Origin of the sequence: Parageobacillus thermoglucosidasius (genome assembly GCF_001295365.1) — a bacterium.
In the GTDB taxonomy this organism is placed as follows: Bacteria; Bacillota; Bacilli; order Bacillales; family Anoxybacillaceae; genus Parageobacillus; species Parageobacillus thermoglucosidasius.
In genome coordinates, this window is the sequence record NZ_CP012712.1 from 1,771,807 (window position 1) to 1,789,220 (window position 17,414).

Below are 17,414 nucleotides of genomic sequence, written 5' to 3' on the forward strand. Positions count from 1 at the left end.
AAAGGAGATATGTTATAATATCCAAGGTGATAGAGGGTGACTCTATGACCTTTTCTTTTTGGCACTTCACATAAACGGATGTGATGACATGGTTTATAGCATGACAGGTTTTGGACGCAGCACCCAAAAAAATGAACAGCTAAGCATTACGGTGGAAATGAAATCGGTGAACCACCGATTTTGTGAAATTTCTGTTCGCATCCCTAGACAATGGGTTACTTTTGAGGATAAAATAAAAAAAGTAATTTTACAGCACGTGAAACGGGGGAAGGTCGAAGTTTTTGTCAATATCGAAGGCGACGGCTTAGTTAAGCGAAAACTGCATATTGATTGGGATTTAATGAAGGAATATTATAATAGTTTGCAAAGAGCTAACGAACAGTTTTCTTTGCGCGACCAAGTGACACTTTCCCATTTGTTTCAGCTCGAAGGTGTGACGGAAATTATTGAAGAAGAAACGGAAAATGAAGAATTAGAGCAGCTTTTGCTTGCTGCGGTGAAAGAAGCGGCAGAGCAACTTGCGTCTATGCGCAAGCAGGAAGGAGAGGCGCTCCTTGCTGATATACAAACACAGCTCTCTTATATCGAAAAAAGCGTGCAAGCAATCGAAAGACAGGCGCCTTTCGTCATTGAATATTATCGCGAGCGGCTGACGAAGCGCATCCGTGAGCTTAACCCGCTTCCTGCCGATGAGTCGCGCATTTTGACGGAGGTGGCGATTTTTGCGGAAAAATCAGATATTAATGAAGAGCTGAAGCGGATCCGCAGCCATCTCCAGCAAGTTGCCGCAACGTTGGAAAAAGATGAACCGATCGGGCGAAAGCTTGATTTTTTAGTGCAAGAGCTGAACCGCGAAGTGAACACGATAGGGGCAAAGGCGAACGACAGTCTCATCGCGATGCAAGTCGTGGAGATGAAAAGCGCGCTCGAAAAAATAAAAGAGCAAGTGCAAAATATCGAATGAGCGTTTAGAGCGGTTTTATTGCGGCAACAATAATGTTTATGGCAGGTGGGCGTTTCGTGGGAGTAAAATTCATTAACATCGGTCATGGCAATATGGTGTCCGCCGCTCGGATTATAACCATTGTCAGCCCCGATTCTGCGCCAATAAAACGAATGATTCAAGACGCAAAAGAGAGCGGGAAATTAGTGGATGCCACTCATGGAAGAAGAACGCGCGCTGTCATTATTATGGACAGCGATCATGTCATACTATCTTCTATTCAACCGGAAACGGTAGCCAGCCGTTTATATGGCAGTGATGATTTATCGGAGGAAGGGTAGGTTTTATACGTTTATGAGCGAAAGAGGATTGTTGATTGTGCTGTCTGGCCCGTCTGGTGTCGGCAAAGGAACGGTGCGGAAAGCATTGTTTTCGCAGCCGGATATTAATTTGCATTATTCTGTTTCCGTCACGACGCGGAAACCGCGGGAAGGCGAAGTCGATGGCGTCGATTATTTCTTTAAAACGCGCGAAGAATTTGAGCAAATGATTCGCGAAAACAAACTGTTGGAGTGGGCGGAGTATGTCGGCAATTACTATGGAACGCCGATCGACTATGTGGAAAAAACATTGCAAGAAGGAAAAGACGTGTTTTTGGAAATCGAAGTGCAAGGCGCGATGCAAGTGCGCAAAGTGTTTCCGGAAGGCCTCTTCATTTTTCTCGCCCCTCCAAGTTTAAGCGAATTGGAAAAACGAATTATATCACGCGGCACAGAATCGGCAGAGCACATCCAAAATCGTTTGAAAGCGGCAAAAGAAGAGCTGGAAATGATGGATGCTTACGATTATGTCGTGGAAAACGATAAAGTCGAGCTCGCGTGCGAGCGGATTAAAGCGATCGTGATGGCTGAACATTGCCGGCGGGAACGCGTGGCAAAACGTTATAAAAGAATGCTGGGGGTGGAATAAAGCATGTTATATCCTTCCATCGATCTATTAATGCAAAAGGTCGATTCGAAATATAAGCTTGTCACAGTGGTGGCGAAACGTGCGCGCCAGCTTCAGGAGGACGCAGAATTGACGGTTAAAAACCCTGTTTCGAAAAAATTTGTCGGGCAGGCGTTAGAGGAAATTGCTGCGGACCATATCGAATTAGTAGAAGAAGAAAAATAACAACCTAGCTGTTAGGTTGTTATTTTTTTACAAAAGTGGAGCAGAGGTGTTCAAACATGGTGAATGGCAAAAACATTTTATTATGTGTTACCGGGGGAATCGCCGCCTACAAAGCGGCTGCTTTGACGAGCCAACTGACGCAGCGCGGCGCTAATGTGAAAGTCATGATGAGTGAATCTGCCTGCAAATTCATTACTCCGCTCACATTCCAAGCGCTGTCACGCAACGAGGTATATGTCGATACTTTTGCTGAAAAAAATCCGGCGGTGATTGCCCATATTGACGTGGCAGATTGGGCGGATCTTGTTCTTGTCGCGCCTGCCACCGCTAATACCATTGGAAAATTAGCACACGGCATCGCCGACAACATGATTACGACAACGCTTTTAGCGACAAAAGCGCCGGTATGGATCGCGCCGGCGATGAATGTGCATATGTACGAACATCCGGCGGTGCAAGCGAACATTGAAACACTATATCGTTTTGGTTACCGCTTTATTGAGCCGTCGGAAGGATATTTGGCTTGTGGATATGTCGGCAAAGGGCGAATGGAAGAACCGGAAAAAATTATTGAAAATATCGAAGCATATTTTGCCGCGCGCAACCCTTTCTTAAGAGGAAAAAAGGTGCTTGTCACCGCGGGGCCAACGCGGGAAAAATTGGATCCCGTCCGCTTTTTTTCAAATCGTTCCACAGGGAAAATGGGCTATGCGATCGCGGAGGCGGCAGCGCGCTTTGGCGCGGAAGTAACGCTGATTTCCGGACCGACCGGGCTGGAAGCGCCAGCAAATGTAGACACCGTTCGCGTCGAATCAGCGCAAGAAATGTATGAAGCGGTGATGGAACGTTTCCCGCATGTCGACATTGTCATTAAAGCGGCGGCGGTGGCCGATTACCGGCCGAAGCATGTGTTTGCGAAAAAGATGAAAAAACAGCCGGGCGATTATGTTGTTGAAATGGAAAGAACGACAGATATTTTAAAAACACTTGGGGAGCAAAAAACATCGCAAATTTTAGTCGGATTTGCGGCGGAAACGGATCATGTGGAGGAGTATGCGAAACAAAAATTGGAGAACAAACGGCTTGATATGGTCGTGGCTAACAACGTGTCTGAAGAAGGAGCAGGATTTGCCGGAGACACCAATATTGTGACGATTTTCAAACGCGATGGCTCGGTGCGTTCGCTGCCGCTTTTGCCGAAAAAGCAAGTAGCGGAAGAAATTTTAAAAGAAATTCATCAATATATCGAGGCGATTCGATGAAAGTAGCAGAGGTAATTGTCGATGTGCCTGCGCGCCAGACGGACCGTCCTTTTGATTATGCAATTCCGGAAAAATGGGAAGACATACTGCAGCCTGGCATGCGCGTCACTGTTCCGTTCGGCACGCGGCGATTGCAAGGATTTGTTATTCATATTAAATCACATTCAGATGTGAAAACATTGAAACCGATCGAAGCGGTTTTGGACGTCACTCCCGTATTAAACGAAGAACTGCTTGAACTCGGGAAATATTTAACGGAAACGACGCTTTGTTTTGCGATTTCCGCTTACCAGGCGATGCTTCCGGCGGCGCTGAAAGCAAAATACGAAAAGGAAATCCGGCTCGTCCGCGAAGAGAACCGCGCTTTGCTGCCAGAAACGATTCAACCGCTTTTTCAAGACCGTTCAACGGTTGATTGGAAGGAAGTAGAACATAGCGATTGGCTACGACCTTTGCAAAAAGCGATTCAGCAAGGCTATTTAGAAGTCGTGTACCATGTGAAAGAAAAAGCGGCGGCGAAAACGGTGAAATATGTGGAATTGGCGCAATCGCACGAAGAAGTTGGACGTGCGATCGATGCGTTGCCGGCGAATGCCGCCAAGCAAAGACAGTTGTTGACGGCTCTTCTGTCGGCAAACGAAGCGGTGCCATTGAGGAGCCTGTTGGAGCAGACGGGCGCTACCTATGCTTCGCTCAAATCGTTAGTTGCCAAAGGACTTGTTGCCGAAAAGGAGATCGAAGTATATCGCGACCCGTACGGGGACCGCTCATTTCCAACAACAGCGCCGCTTTCGCTAACCGCTGAGCAAGAAAAAGCGCTTTCTTCCGTCATCGAGTCCGTGCGCACGAATAAACATGAGGTGTTTTTGCTATACGGCGTGACAGGTAGCGGAAAAACAGAAGTGTATATGCAAGCGATCGAAGAAGTATTGCGGCAAGGCAAAGAAGCGATTGTCCTCGTTCCGGAAATTTCGCTGACGCCGCAGATGGTCAAGCGGTTTAAAGGGCGCTTCGGTTCGCAAGTGGCCGTGCTTCATAGCGGTTTATCTATCGGAGAAAAATACGATGAATGGCGAAAAATCCATCGAAAAGAAGTGCAGCTTGTCGTCGGCGCCCGTTCAGCGATTTTCGCTCCATTTGAAAATCTCGGCATGATTATCATTGACGAAGAACATGAGACAAGCTACAAGCAAGAGGAAAATCCGCGCTATCACGCCCGCGATGTGGCAATTTACCGCGCCCGCGTCCACGGCTGCCCTGTCGTGCTCGGCAGCGCCACTCCTTCGCTTGAATCGTTTGCAAGGGCGAAAAAAGGGGTATATCAGTTACTGACATTACAAAAACGGGTAAGCGACAACGGGATGCCGGACGTTCATATTGTCGATATGCGGGAAGAACTGCGGAGCGGAAACCGTTCCATGTTTTCGCGCGCGTTATTCGAGAAATTGAAAGACCGCCTCCATAAAGGGGAGCAGTCTGTATTGTTTTTAAATCGGCGCGGCTATTCGACATTTGTCATGTGCCGCGGCTGCGGCTATGTGATTCGCTGCCCGCATTGCGACATTTCATTAACATACCACCGCGCTGGGCAGCGGTTAAAATGCCATTATTGCGGATACGAAGAACCGATTACGTACCATTGTCCATCATGTGGAAACGAGCATATTCGTTTTTTTGGAACAGGAACGCAAAAAGTGGAAGAAGAACTGACGAAACTGCTTCCTGAAGCGCGCGTGATCCGCATGGATGTCGACACGACGAGCCGCAAAGGCGCCCACGAACGCCTGCTTGCCGAGTTTGGCGAAGGAAAAGCTGATATTTTGCTTGGCACACAAATGATTGCGAAAGGGCTTGATTTTCCAAAAGTAACGCTTGTCGGCGTGCTTGCTGCCGATACGACGCTCCATCTTCCTGATTTCCGCGCTTCCGAAAAAACGTTTCAGCTGCTGACGCAAGTAAGCGGGCGCGCCGGGCGCCATGCGCTTCCCGGCGAGGTCGTCATCCAAACGTACACGCCGGAGCATTACAGCATCGCCCTTGCTGCGAAGCACGATTATGATGCATTTTATCAAAGAGAAATGGTGCTTCGCAAAATGCATGGCTATCCGCCATTTTACTATTTGACATTAATCACCGTGTCCCATCCGGAAATAACGAAAGCGGTGGCTGTAACGGATAAAATTGCGGCATATTTGCGGGCGCAGCTGTCAAATGAAGCGATCATTCTCGGCCCTGTCGCTTCGCCGATTGCCCGCCTTCATGATAGATATCGCTACCAATGCATGATAAAATACAAACGGGAGCCGAACATGACGCGTGCATTAAAAGCGGTTATCGATCGCTATCAGCACGACGTTTCCCAAGGGGATTTGTCGATTACGATCGATACGAATCCATATACGATGATGTAAATGGAGGAACTGTCATTGGCTATTTTACCGATTGTGACATATCCAGCGGACATTTTGGAAAAAAAGTGCGAACCGGTAAAGCGGTTTGACCGCCAGCTTATTCAGCTGTTGAACGATATGTATGATACAATGATCGATGCTGACGGGGTCGGATTAGCTGCCCCGCAAGTCGGTATTGCTAAGCAAATCGCTGTCGTCGATGCTGGTGATGAGCACGGCCGGATTGAGCTGATCAATCCGCGCATTATGGAAGCGCGCGGGGAGCAAATCGGTCCGGAAGGCTGCCTCAGCTTTCCGGGACTGTTTGCGGAAGTGAAGCGCGCCAATTATGTCAAAGTCCGTGCCCAAGACCGGCGCGGCCGGCCGTTTACGCTTAAAGCCACTGGTTTTTTGGCGCGCGCGCTTCAACATGAAATCGATCATTTAAATGGAATATTATTTACTTCGAAAGTGATACGCTATTACGATCTGGAAGAATTAGAAGGGTAGATGAGAAAAGATGATCAACATTGTGTTTATGGGAACACCGGATTTTTCTGTTCCTATATTAAAGCGGCTTATAGAAGACGGGTATCACATCGCCGCTGTCGTCACACAGCCGGATAAGCCGAAAGGGCGGAAGCGGGAGTTGACGCCGCCGCCGGTCAAAGTCGAGGCGGAAAAACACGGAATTCCGGTATTGCAGCCGACAAAAATCCGCGAACAGGAACAATATGAGCAAATATTGGCGCTTGAGCCAGATTTAATTGTGACGGCGGCGTTCGGCCAAATTTTGCCGAAAGCGTTGCTCGAGGCCCCGAAATACGGCTGCATCAACGTCCATGCTTCATTGCTTCCAGAATTGCGGGGCGGGGCTCCGATTCATTATGCAATTTTGCAAGGAAAAACAAAAACGGGCGTCACGATTATGTATATGGCGGAAAAACTCGATGCCGGCGATATTTTAACCCAAGTGGAAGTGCCGATCACCGAAACGGATACGGTTGGCACCCTTCATGATAAATTAAGCATCGCTGGGGCAAAACTGTTATCAGAAACGATTCCGCAATTAGTGGCTGGAAAATTAACGCCGGTGAAGCAAGAAGAAGAAAAAGCAACATATGCGTACAATATTAAGCGAGAGCAAGAAAAAATAGATTGGACGAAACCGGGAGAAGACGTTTATAACCATATCCGCGGCCTCAACCCATGGCCGGTGGCGTACACAACCTATTACGGAAATATATGGAAAATTTGGTGGGGAGAAAAAGTTCCGGCCCCGAAAAATGCGGAACCTGGCACGATTATTGATATCGCACATGACGGAATTGTCGTGGCGACAGGCAATGAAACGGCCATAAAAATTACCGAATTGCAGCCGGCGGGGAAAAAACGGATGGATGCGGCGCAATTTTTGCGCGGCGCTGGCGCCCATCTCACTATTGGAATGAAGCTAGGAGATGAACATGAAAGCTAAAAACGTACGAGAAGTCGCTTTGGAAACATTGTTGGCTGTCGAAGAAAAAGAGGCGTACAGCAATTTATTATTAAATAACATGATTGAGACACACCGGCTTTCCGAAAGAGATGTCCGTCTGCTAACAGAAATCGTATACGGAACGATTCAGCGCCGCGACACGCTCGATTATTATTTGGCGCCGTTTTTGAAAAAAGCGCGCAAACTGGAACGGTGGGTCCGCGTGCTTCTTCGCCTGACCCTTTATCAAGTATTATATTTGGACCGCATCCCTGACCGCGCCGCGATTTTTGAGGCGGTGGAAATCGCGAAAAAACGCGGGCACCAAGGGATTGCCTCGCTCGTTAACGGGGTGATGCGCGCCATTTTACGCCAAGGGGTGCCGCCGCTTGAGAACATTGAAGATGAAGTGGAGCGGCTGGCGGTGGCCACAAGCCATCCGCGCTGGCTCGTGAAGCGCTGGGTGGAGCAATATGGCTGGATGGAAACAAAACGGATGTGTGAAACAAACTTGCTGCCGCCAAAGCAGACGGCGCGGGTGAACACGGCGAGAATCACGATCGCGGAAACGTTGGACAGGCTTAGACAAGAAGGGATGGAAGTATCAAGAGGCGAGGTCGCCGCGGAGGCGATTCAAGCGAAAAAGGGAAATCTTGCAAACACGGAGGCGTTTCGCCGCGGCTGGATTACGATTCAAGACGAAAGTTCAATGTTAGTGGCGCGGGCGCTCGGCCCGAAAGAACATGAGCGCGTCCTTGACAGCTGTGCTGCCCCGGGCGGAAAATCGACCCATATTGCCGAATTAATGAACAATACCGGACAAGTGATATGCGCGGATATTCATGAACATAAAGTGAATTTAATCGAGGAGAATGCGAAGCGGCTGCAGCTAACGAATATTTCTGCGCGCACACTTGACAGCAGGCGCTTGGGCGAAGTGTTTGAGCGGGAGACGTTCGATAAAATTTTAGTTGATGCCCCGTGCTCAGGGTTTGGCGTCATCCGCCGCAAACCGGATATTAAATATGCAAAAACGGAAGCAGATATTTCTTCTCTTGCCGCGCTGCAGCGCGAAATTTTAGATGCAGTCGCGCCATTGTTAAAAAAAGGCGGCACGCTTGTATATAGCACATGCACGATTGACCATGAGGAAAATGAAGCAGTCATTGCCCAATTTTTAAACGATCATCCGGAATTTTCGCCAGATGAAACGATGCAACAGCGACTGCCGGAGAAAGTGCAGCCATATGTCCGCAACGGGCAGCTGCATCTCCTTCCTCACTATTTTGGCTCGGACGGATTTTTTATCGCATCATTACGAAAGAAGGTGTAGCTTCATTGGAACACACAAGTGTTATAAAACGGGAAAACCAACAAACAAAATCACACTTGCCGTCAATTTATTCCCTTACGTTTGAACAGCTAAAAAACTGGATTATTGAACAAGGAGAAAAACCATTTCGCGCCACGCAAATATATGAATGGCTATATCAAAAACGGGTCACCCATTTTTCGGAGATGACGAATCTTCCGAAAGCGCTGCGCGAAAAATTAAGCGGTCATTTCGATATCACAACGTTAAAAACGTTAGTGAAACAAACATCGAAAGACGGCACAATGAAATTTTTGTTTGAGCTTCACGACGGATATTCGATTGAAACAGTGCTGATGCGCCACAATTACGGAAATTCCATTTGTGTGACGACACAAGTGGGCTGCCGCATCGGCTGCACGTTTTGCGCTTCGACGCTTGGCGGCCTGAAGCGCCATCTGGAGGCAGGAGAAATTGTAGCGCAAGTCGTAAAAGTGCAAAAAGAACTTGATGAACAAAATGAGCGCATAAGCAGCATTGTCGTCATGGGAATCGGCGAGCCGTTTGACAATTACGATGAACTGATCAAATTTTTGAAAATCGTCAACCATGCAAAAGGGTTGAACATCGGCGCCCGGCATATCACTGTTTCGACGAGCGGAATTATCCCGAAAATTTACCAATTTGCTGATGAAGGAATGCAGGTGAATTTTGCGATTTCGCTGCACGCTCCGACGACGGAGCTGCGCACGAAGTTAATGCCGATCAATAAAGCATATCCGCTGCCAAAATTAATGGACGCGGTCCGCTATTACATCGAAAAAACAGGGCGGCGTGTCACATTTGAATACGGATTGTTCGGCGGGGTGAACGACCAGCTCGAACATGCGGAACAGCTTGCCGAGCTTATTAAAGGATTGAAATGCCATGTTAATTTAATCCCGGTCAATTACGTGCCGGAACGGAATTACGTGCGGACGCCGCGCGAGCAGATTTTTGCATTCGAACGCGCGTTAAAAAAACACGGAATCAATGTTACAATTCGCCGCGAACAAGGACATGATATTGATGCAGCATGTGGGCAGCTTCGCGCGAAGGAGCGAAAAGAAGAGACGAGGTGAAACAATGAGAGTTGTTTTTCAAACCGACGTTGGCAAAATTCGGGCTCACAACGAAGATAGCGGCGGAGTTTTTCAAAATAAAGACGGGCATTATTTGGCGGTTGTCGCCGATGGGATGGGAGGGCATCGCGCCGGCGATGTCGCAAGTGAAATGACGATTTCGTATTTAAAACAAGAATGGGAACAATCTGAGCACATCTCTTCCCCGGATATCGCGGAGCAATGGTTGAAAGACCATGTCGCGGCCGTGAACCGGATTTTATTTGAACATTCCTTGAATCATGCAGAATGCCAAGGAATGGGAACGACGATCGTCTGCGCGATTTGCACCGGCCAGTTTGCGACGGTCGGGCATATTGGCGACAGCCGCTGCTATTTGCTAAATAAAAGCGGGTTTCAACAAATTACGGAAGATCATTCGCTTGTCAATGAATTAGTAAAAACCGGGCAAATTTCCAAAGAAGATGCAGAACACCATCCGCGCAAAAATATATTGCTGCGTGCGCTCGGCACAGAACAAGAAGTGAAATTGGATGTGAAAACGATTAGCATCGATGAGCATGATATGTTGCTTTTATGTTCGGACGGCTTATCCAACAAAGTATCGGAACAAATGATGATACATATTTTAACATCTGACGGCACGCTCGAGCACAAGGCGCAAACATTAATTGACTTAGCGAATGAACATGGGGGAGAGGACAATATAACATTGGCGATTATCGATTTTTCATTGGAACGTGAAAGTAGGTGATCCGCATGCTCATCGGCAAACGGTTAAACGATCGTTATAAAATCATTCGTTTAATTGGCGGCGGAGGGATGGCAAACGTTTATTTGGCAAGAGACATTATTTTAGACCGCGACGTCGCCGTGAAAGTGTTGCGCTTGGATTTTGCCAATGATGAACAGTTTATCCGGCGGTTTCGCCGTGAAGCGCAAGCGGCAACGAGTTTAAATCACGAAAATATCGTCACCATTTACGATGTCGGGGAAGATGAAGGCATTTATTATATTGTCATGGAGTGTGTTCGTGGCTGTACATTAAAACAATATATTCACGAACATGCCCCCCTTCCGGTTCCAAAGGCGCTTCATATTATGGAGCAATTGACCTCCGCAATCGCGCACGCCCATGAAAACGGGATTATTCACCGCGATATTAAGCCGCAGAACATTCTTATGGATGAAAACGGAAATGTGAAAGTCACCGATTTCGGAATTGCCGTTGCCCTTAGTTCCACTACGATTACGCAAACCAATTCGGTGCTCGGTTCTGTCCATTATTTGTCGCCAGAACAAGGACGCGGCGGAATCGCGACAGAAAAGTCGGACATTTACTCTTTAGGAATTGTCATGTTTGAATTAGTAACAGGGCGGCTTCCTTTTTCCGGCGAGTCAGCTGTATCGATTGTGCTCAAACATTTACAAACGGAAACCCCTTCTCCAAAAGCGTGGAATCCTAGCATTCCGCAAAGCGTCGAGAACATTATTTTGAAAGCGACGGCGAAAGATCCGTTTTATCGCTACCGTTCAGCGCGGGAAATGAATGAAGATATTCGCACGGCTTTAGATCCGGATCGCGTCAACGAGCAAAAATTCGTGATTCCGGCTGATGACGAGGAGACGACAAAGGCGATTCCCGTTATTAAAGAAAAACATGTTAACGCCGGGAGCGAGCAGCAAACTATTGTTTACGAAGAAAAACAAGAAGAAGAAAAGAGAGACGAAGCAAAACCGAAAAAAAAGCGAAAATGGCTGTTCGTCTGGCTGACTGCGTTATTTTTGTTTTTGGTTGCAGCCGGAGTAAGTGCGGTCACGTGGATTCCTGACTTGATTTTTCCAAAGGAAGTGACGATGCCGAATGTCATCAATAAGGATTATGATAAGGCGGTTGAACAGTTGTCGTCGCTGGGCCTAGAGATTAAAGACACCATTGACGTCGAGAATGACGAAATCGCAGAAGGAAAAGTAGTGCGCACAAAGCCGGAAGCGGGAATGACGGTAAAACAAGGGTCGGCTGTGGTTATTTATAAAAGCATCGGCAAAAAGAAAGTAGAGTTCGGCAATTTTATCGGCCAAGATATAGGAATAGTGGAAGAGCAGCTGAAAAACGAAAATTTTATGAAGATCACGCGCAATGGACGATACAGCGATAAGCCGCTTGGCACGATTCTCGATCAATTTCCTTATGAAGGAGACAAAGTTGTTCCTGAAGAAACAGAAGTGATTTTTACTGTCAGTCTCGGCCCGGAAAAAATTACGCTAAAAGATTTGACCGGATATACGGAAAAGAGCGTGCGCGATTATGCGAATGACCAGCAGCTGCATGTGAACATGCAATACGAATATTCCGACAAAGTTCCGGAAGGGCTCGTTATTTCACAAACGCCGAAAGCAAATGAAAAAGTGGACAGAGGCGATACGATTACGATCGTTATTTCGCGCGGCAGGGAGCCGCTTCCTACAAAAACGGTGATCAAAGAGATTGAAATTCCGTATGAACCGGCAGAAGAAGGCCAAGTCGTTGAAGCACAATTATATATTCAAGATGCCAATCATAACATGACGACGCCGTATAAAACATACCGTTTGACCGGACCGGTGAAAGAGACGGTGACATTTGAAATCCCATATAAGGAAACAGCGTATTATCGCGTCATTGTCAACAATGTAGTAAAAGACGAGGGAATCATTCCATATCCAGACAATCGTCAAAAGGAGTGAGGCTATGGCAGAAGGAAAGATTATTAAAGCATTAAGCGGGTTTTATTATGTGTTATCAGAAGGCAAGGTGTTTCAATGCCGGGGAAGAGGAGTGTTCCGAAAGCAGAAAATTACTCCTCTTGTCGGCGATCATGTCATGTTTCAGGCAACAGGCGAGGCGGAAGGATATATTATGGAGATACGAGAGCGGAAAAACTGGCTTATTCGCCCGCCAATCGCTAATGTAGAACAAGCGATTTTAGTGTTTTCGGCAGTGGAGCCGGATTTTAGCGCAAAGCTTCTCGACCGCTTTCTCGTCCTAACCGAATCGAAGCAGATTCGGCCGATCGTTGTCGTGAATAAAATGGATCTGGTCGATGATCAGACAAAACCGGCCATAGAACAATATATTCGCGATTACCGGCAAGTAGGTTATGATGTCATTGAAACGTCAACCGTCACAAAATTAGGAGTAGAACGGCTGCTTTCCTGTTTAGAAGGGCATATCTCCGTTTTTGCCGGGCAATCCGGCGTTGGAAAATCTTCGCTTTTAAATGCGCTCTGCCCGGATTTGCAGCTGAAAACAAACGATATTTCCACCCATTTAGGGCGCGGAAAACATACGACCCGCCATGTGGAATTGCTGGAAGTTGGCGGTGGGCTCGTTGCTGATACGCCGGGGTTTAGCGCGCTGGAGCTGGATGAATTGGAAATCGACGAGCTGCCGCTTTATTTTCCTGAGTTCCGCGAGCGAAGCGATGCGTGCAAATTTCGCGGGTGCTTGCATATCTCGGAGCCGAAATGCGCTGTGAGAGAAGCGGTTGAAGCGGGAGAAATCCCTTCTTATCGGTATGAGAATTACATCAGTTTTGTCGAAGAAATGAAAGAACGAAAGCCGAGGTATTGATTATGGTTAAAATTGCGCCATCGATTTTATCTGCCAATTTTGCACAGCTTGCTGAGGAAATCCGCGACGTGGAACGAGGCGGAGCCGATTACATTCATGTCGATGTGATGGATGGGCATTTTGTTCCAAATATTACGATAGGCCCGCTGATTGTCGAAGCGATTCGCCCTGTGACAAAGCTGCCTTTAGACGTTCATTTAATGATTGAGGAACCTGATCGCTACATTCCTGTTTTTGCAAAGGCAGGAGCCGATTATTTATCGGTCCATGTCGAAGCGTGCCCGCATTTGCACCGCACCGTTCATTTAATTAAAGAACATGGGGTAAAAGCCGGAGTTGTCTTAAATCCGCATACGCCGGTGGAAATGATTCAACATATGATCGATGACATTGATTTAGTGTTATTGATGACAGTCAATCCGGGATTTGGAGGACAAAAATTTATCCCATCTGTACTGCCGAAAATTCGTCAAGTCGCACAATTAGTAAAAGAAAAAGGACGGTTCGTTGAAATTGAAGTAGATGGCGGGATCAATGCCGAAACGGCCCGTTTTTGCATCGAAGCGGGGGCAAATGTGCTTGTTGCTGGTTCCGCCATTTACAATGAGCGCGACCGCGCTGCGGCGATCCGCGCCATTCGCGGCGAGAGCTGAGCGGAAGGCATTCGGCCTTCCGCTTTTCTTAAAATAAAAATTCGGAAGGGAGAAACCGTATGTTTATTCATATTGTCGGCGGGGGACCAAAGGATCATCTTCCTTCTCTTTCTTGTTATGATGGGGAACATGTGCGATGGATCGGGGTGGACCGCGGGACAAAGACGCTGCTGGAGGCGGGGATCCGGCCGATGAGGGCGTTTGGCGATTTCGACTCGCTGACGGCAGAAGAGATAGCATCATTGCAAAAAACGCTGGACCATCTTGATATATGGCCGGCGGAAAAAGACAAAACCGATATGGAAATCGCGCTGGATTGGGCAGTGCAGCAAGAAGCGGAAAAAATCCGGATTTTCGGGGCAACCGGCGGCCGCTTGGATCATTTATTCGGCAATGTTCAATTGCTGATCAAATATGCAGAAAAGCCGATCGAGATGATAGACAAACAAAATATTGTGACAATTCATCTTCCAGGCACGCACACCGTTTCTTATGATGAACGATACCGCTACGTTTCTTATCTTCCGGTTTCCGATGATATCACAGGAATGACGTTGGAAGGGTTTAAATATCCGCTAACAAATTGTCATATTTTCCGCGGTTCCACACTATGTATTAGTAATGAACTTATCCAAGCTTCCGGTACTTTTTCCTTTTCTAAAGGCATATTAATGATGATAAGAAGCAGTGATGCAGGTACGATTTAAAATCAAGCGAATATACTGATAAAGAGATGTGGCGAAGAGCGTTACGATGATGGTGAGGAGGGAATCGGATGAAATTTTATACCATTAAATTGCCGAAATTTCTCGGTGGGATTGTGCGTGCCATGCTGAATTCGTTTAAAAAAGGATAAGAAAAAAGCACCAATTTTGGTGCTTTTTTTATGATTAGCAAACCGTATTACACGCGTTGCACTTTTCCGGATTTTAACGCGCGGGCAGACACCCATACACGTTTTGGCTTACCGTCCACTAAAATACGAACTTTGTGAAGATTCGCTTTCCACGTGCGTTTATTTGCGTTCATCGCATGCGAACGCGAGTTGCCGAAAGATTTTTTCTTTCCTGTCACAAAGCATTTTGCCATCTTTTTTCCCTCCTTACTAGCACCGCTTCCATGTGAGTCTCAAAAACACTACTATAATTTATCATACAAATGGCGAAATTTCAATATATGATGTTTTATCTTTCAAGAAAATATCCTTGACATATATTTTTATTTTCGGCTAAATAATACTAGTGGGCGATGGGACAGCTTTTAAAAAGGACAACGTTATAGTACAATGGCTGTAGTTATGCGAACAATTCCGAAGGGGGAGCGAGCATGTCTATTGAATTGCAAACGAAATACGGACGAATTGAAATTTCGAACGACGTCATTGCGATGATCGCCGGCGGTGCCGCGGTGGATTGTTACGGAATCGTCGGAATGGCATCGAAAAACCAAATTAAAGATGGGATTTCGGAAATTTTGCGGAGAGAAAACTTTTCCAAAGGCGTGATTGTCCGCGAAGAAAACGGCGAAGTACATATCGATATGTACATTATCGTTAGCTATGGAACGAAAATTTCCGAAGTGGCCCATAACGTGCAAACAAAAGTGAAATATACGCTTGATCAAACGTTAGGGCTTTCTGTACAGTCGATTAATATTTATGTTCAAGGGGTTCGCGTGACGAATCCGTAATAAGGAGGAGTTTGTCGGTGACAATTAGGATACTTGACGGAAGACGTTTTGCTGAAATGGTCTTCCAAGGAGCAGCGCATTTATCCAACAACGCTAAAGCCGTCGACGCGCTGAACGTCTTTCCGGTCCCGGATGGCGACACAGGCACAAATATGAATTTGTCGATGACTTCTGGGGCGAAGGAAGTGAAAAATAACGTTTCCGATCATATTGGAAAAGTCAGCAGCGCATTGGCAAAAGGATTGTTGATGGGAGCGCGCGGAAATTCGGGAGTGATTTTATCGCAATTGTTCCGCGGTTTTGCGAAAGCGATTGAAACGAAACAAGAAATTAATAGCAGCGAATTTGCCGCTGCGCTTGAAGCAGGAGTCACCACCGCTTATAAAGCCGTCATGAAGCCGGTGGAAGGCACGATATTGACTGTTGCGAAAGATGCGGCGAAACGGGCCGTGGAAGTCGCAAAAAAAGAACAAGATATTGTTGTTGTGATGGAAGAAGTGGTTAAAGAAGCGAAAGCATCTTTGCAACGCACCCCCAAATTATTGCCAGTGTTAAAAGAAGTCGGTGTTGTGGATAGCGGCGGTCAAGGGCTTGTCTACGTATATGAAGGTTTTTTGAGCGGATTGAAAGGAGAAAGCGTCGCCGATAGGAAACCGGCGGAAATTTCCATGCAAGAATTGGTCAAGGCCGAACACCATAAAAGTGCACAAAGCCACATTCATACCGATGAAATCGAGTTTGGTTACTGTACCGAATTTATGGTGCGGTTTGAGCGCGATAAATTGGAAAAGCATCCGTTCTCTGAAGAAGTGTTTCGCCAAGATTTAAGCCGCTTCGGCGATTCGCTGCTAGTGATTGCCGATGATGAGTTTGTGAAAGTGCATATACACTCGGAGCAGCCTGGAGAAGTATTGACGTACGGGCAAAGGTACGGAAGTTTAATCAACATTAAAATTGAAAATATGCGCGAGCAGCACGCAAACATCGTGAATGAAGAACGCCGTGACACTGGGAGCGCGGCAAACGCCAAACAAAAAGAGAAATACGGGATTGTGACGGTTGCTATGGGGGCTGGTGTTGCCGAACTGTTAAAAAGCATCGGCGCGCACGTCGTGATTGAAGGCGGCCAAACGATGAACCCTAGCACGGAAGATATTGTTAAGGCGATTGAAAGCATTGGAGCCGAAACGGTATTCGTGTTGCCAAACAATAAAAACATTATTATGACTGCGCAACAAGCTGCTTCTGTCGTCAGCCAAAAAGTGATCGTCATTCCAACGAAAACAATCCCGCAAGGAATGTCGGCATTACTGGCGTTTAACCCGTCACTTTCCGAAGAGCAAAACGAAAAAGCAATGACCGCTGCCTTATCCCGCGTCAAAACCGGGCAAGTTACGTTTGCCGTGCGCGACACAACGATCGACGGGGTAAAAATAGAAAAAGATGACTACATGGGGCTTGCCGATAATAAAATCGTTGTGGCCGAAAAGGATAAGCTTTCGGTAACAAAGCAATTGCTCCATTCATTAATTGACGAAGACAGCGAAATCGTCACAATGATATATGGACAAGAAGCGACAGAAGAAGAAGTGGAAGCGATCGTTTCTTATATTGAGGAAACATATTCCGATGTAGAAGTGGAAGTACACAATGGAGAACAGCCGCTATATCCTTTTATCTTTTCTGTTGAATGAATATGTTAGAATAATAGAAGGGGGGCTCCCCCTTCTATTTTATTGTATGGCAAAAACAAGAGAAACGCGAATAGAAACGCACATTGA

General features: G+C 46.8%; 19 protein-coding genes. 18 read left to right on the forward strand and 1 reads right to left on the reverse strand.

From position 1 onward, the window contains the following. The first annotated feature begins 88 nt into the window (after nucleotides 1–88). The 16 genes from AOT13_RS08825 to spoVM all read left to right on the forward strand — a co-directional run bounded on the left by AOT13_RS08825 (nucleotide 89) and on the right by spoVM (nucleotide 14,800). Complete coding sequence (locus tag AOT13_RS08825) at nucleotides 89–964, forward strand: YicC/YloC family endoribonuclease (protein WP_003251853.1); 876 nt, start codon at nucleotides 89–91, stop codon at nucleotides 962–964. 56 nt (nucleotides 965–1,020) lie between these two features. Then, on the forward strand, nucleotides 1,021–1,284 hold the full coding sequence (gene remA / locus AOT13_RS08830) for an extracellular matrix/biofilm regulator RemA (protein ID WP_003251851.1): 264 nt from the start codon (nucleotides 1,021–1,023) through the stop codon (nucleotides 1,282–1,284). A gap of 13 nt (nucleotides 1,285–1,297) precedes the next feature. Continuing rightward, nucleotides 1,298–1,912 carry a guanylate kinase gene (gene gmk, locus AOT13_RS08835; protein WP_003251849.1) on the forward strand — a complete coding sequence of 205 codons (615 nt, stop codon included), beginning with the start codon at nucleotides 1,298–1,300 and terminating at the stop codon, nucleotides 1,910–1,912. Nucleotides 1,913–1,915: 3 nt separating this feature from the next. Next, nucleotides 1,916–2,116: a DNA-directed RNA polymerase subunit omega gene (gene rpoZ, locus AOT13_RS08840; protein ID WP_003251846.1), complete on the forward strand. Its 201-nt coding sequence runs from the start codon at nucleotides 1,916–1,918 to the stop codon at nucleotides 2,114–2,116. Nucleotides 2,117–2,172: 56 nt separating this feature from the next. Further along, nucleotides 2,173–3,378 (forward strand): bifunctional phosphopantothenoylcysteine decarboxylase/phosphopantothenate--cysteine ligase CoaBC, encoded by a 1,206-nt coding sequence (gene coaBC / locus AOT13_RS08845; RefSeq protein WP_003251844.1) that lies wholly within the window; start codon nucleotides 2,173–2,175, stop codon nucleotides 3,376–3,378. Next, nucleotides 3,375–5,789: a primosomal protein N' gene (gene priA / locus AOT13_RS08850; RefSeq protein WP_003251842.1), complete on the forward strand. Its 2,415-nt coding sequence runs from the start codon at nucleotides 3,375–3,377 to the stop codon at nucleotides 5,787–5,789. Before coaBC ends, priA begins: the two co-directional genes overlap by 4 nt. 15 nt (nucleotides 5,790–5,804) lie before the next feature. After that, nucleotides 5,805–6,278 carry a peptide deformylase gene (gene def / locus AOT13_RS08855; protein ID WP_003251839.1) on the forward strand — a complete coding sequence of 158 codons (474 nt, stop codon included), beginning with the start codon at nucleotides 5,805–5,807 and terminating at the stop codon, nucleotides 6,276–6,278. Nucleotides 6,279–6,288: 10 nt separating this feature from the next. Next, complete coding sequence (gene fmt, locus AOT13_RS08860) at nucleotides 6,289–7,245, forward strand: methionyl-tRNA formyltransferase (RefSeq protein WP_013877224.1); 957 nt, start codon at nucleotides 6,289–6,291, stop codon at nucleotides 7,243–7,245. Continuing rightward, nucleotides 7,235–8,578 (forward strand): 16S rRNA (cytosine(967)-C(5))-methyltransferase RsmB, encoded by a 1,344-nt coding sequence (gene rsmB / locus AOT13_RS08865; RefSeq protein WP_042383324.1) that lies wholly within the window; start codon nucleotides 7,235–7,237, stop codon nucleotides 8,576–8,578. Before fmt ends, rsmB begins: the two co-directional genes overlap by 11 nt. Nucleotides 8,579–8,583: 5 nt before the next feature. Then, entirely contained in the window at nucleotides 8,584–9,678 is a 1,095-nt protein-coding gene (gene rlmN / locus AOT13_RS08870; protein ID WP_003251833.1) for a dual-specificity RNA methyltransferase RlmN, read from the forward strand. Between the two features lie 4 nt (nucleotides 9,679–9,682). Beyond that, on the forward strand, nucleotides 9,683–10,432 hold the full coding sequence (locus tag AOT13_RS08875) for a Stp1/IreP family PP2C-type Ser/Thr phosphatase (protein WP_003251831.1): 750 nt from the start codon (nucleotides 9,683–9,685) through the stop codon (nucleotides 10,430–10,432). 5 nt (nucleotides 10,433–10,437) lie between these two features. Then, nucleotides 10,438–12,405: a Stk1 family PASTA domain-containing Ser/Thr kinase gene (gene pknB, locus AOT13_RS08880; RefSeq protein WP_003251829.1), complete on the forward strand. Its 1,968-nt coding sequence runs from the start codon at nucleotides 10,438–10,440 to the stop codon at nucleotides 12,403–12,405. Between the two features lie 4 nt (nucleotides 12,406–12,409). Continuing rightward, nucleotides 12,410–13,291, forward strand: a complete 882-nt coding sequence (gene rsgA, locus AOT13_RS08885) for a ribosome small subunit-dependent GTPase A (protein WP_003251827.1) — start codon at nucleotides 12,410–12,412, stop codon at nucleotides 13,289–13,291. 2 nt (nucleotides 13,292–13,293) lie between these two features. After that, complete coding sequence (rpe, locus tag AOT13_RS08890) at nucleotides 13,294–13,944, forward strand: ribulose-phosphate 3-epimerase (protein WP_013877221.1); 651 nt, start codon at nucleotides 13,294–13,296, stop codon at nucleotides 13,942–13,944. A 59-nt stretch (nucleotides 13,945–14,003) separates the two neighbouring features. Next, nucleotides 14,004–14,651, forward strand: a complete 648-nt coding sequence (locus AOT13_RS08895) for a thiamine diphosphokinase (RefSeq protein WP_003251822.1) — start codon at nucleotides 14,004–14,006, stop codon at nucleotides 14,649–14,651. Between the two features lie 68 nt (nucleotides 14,652–14,719). Continuing rightward, nucleotides 14,720–14,800, forward strand: coding sequence for a stage V sporulation protein SpoVM (spoVM, locus tag AOT13_RS08900; protein WP_003394991.1), 81 nt, complete (start codon nucleotides 14,720–14,722; stop codon nucleotides 14,798–14,800). Nucleotides 14,801–14,847: 47 nt separating this feature from the next. Here the strand turns inward: spoVM and rpmB are convergent, their stop codons facing one another. After that, entirely contained in the window at nucleotides 14,848–15,033 is a 186-nt protein-coding gene (gene rpmB, locus AOT13_RS08905; protein ID WP_013401283.1) for a 50S ribosomal protein L28, read from the reverse strand. Nucleotides 15,034–15,270: 237 nt separating this feature from the next. Here rpmB and AOT13_RS08910 point away from each other — a divergent pair, with 237 nt between their 5' ends. Beyond that, nucleotides 15,271–15,633 carry an Asp23/Gls24 family envelope stress response protein gene (locus AOT13_RS08910; RefSeq protein ID WP_003251820.1) on the forward strand — a complete coding sequence of 121 codons (363 nt, stop codon included), beginning with the start codon at nucleotides 15,271–15,273 and terminating at the stop codon, nucleotides 15,631–15,633. 17 nt (nucleotides 15,634–15,650) lie between these two features. After that, a complete protein-coding gene (locus AOT13_RS08915; protein WP_045844638.1) occupies nucleotides 15,651–17,327 on the forward strand; it encodes a DAK2 domain-containing protein in 1,677 nt (558 codons plus the stop codon). Nucleotides 17,328–17,414 lie beyond the last annotated feature (87 nt).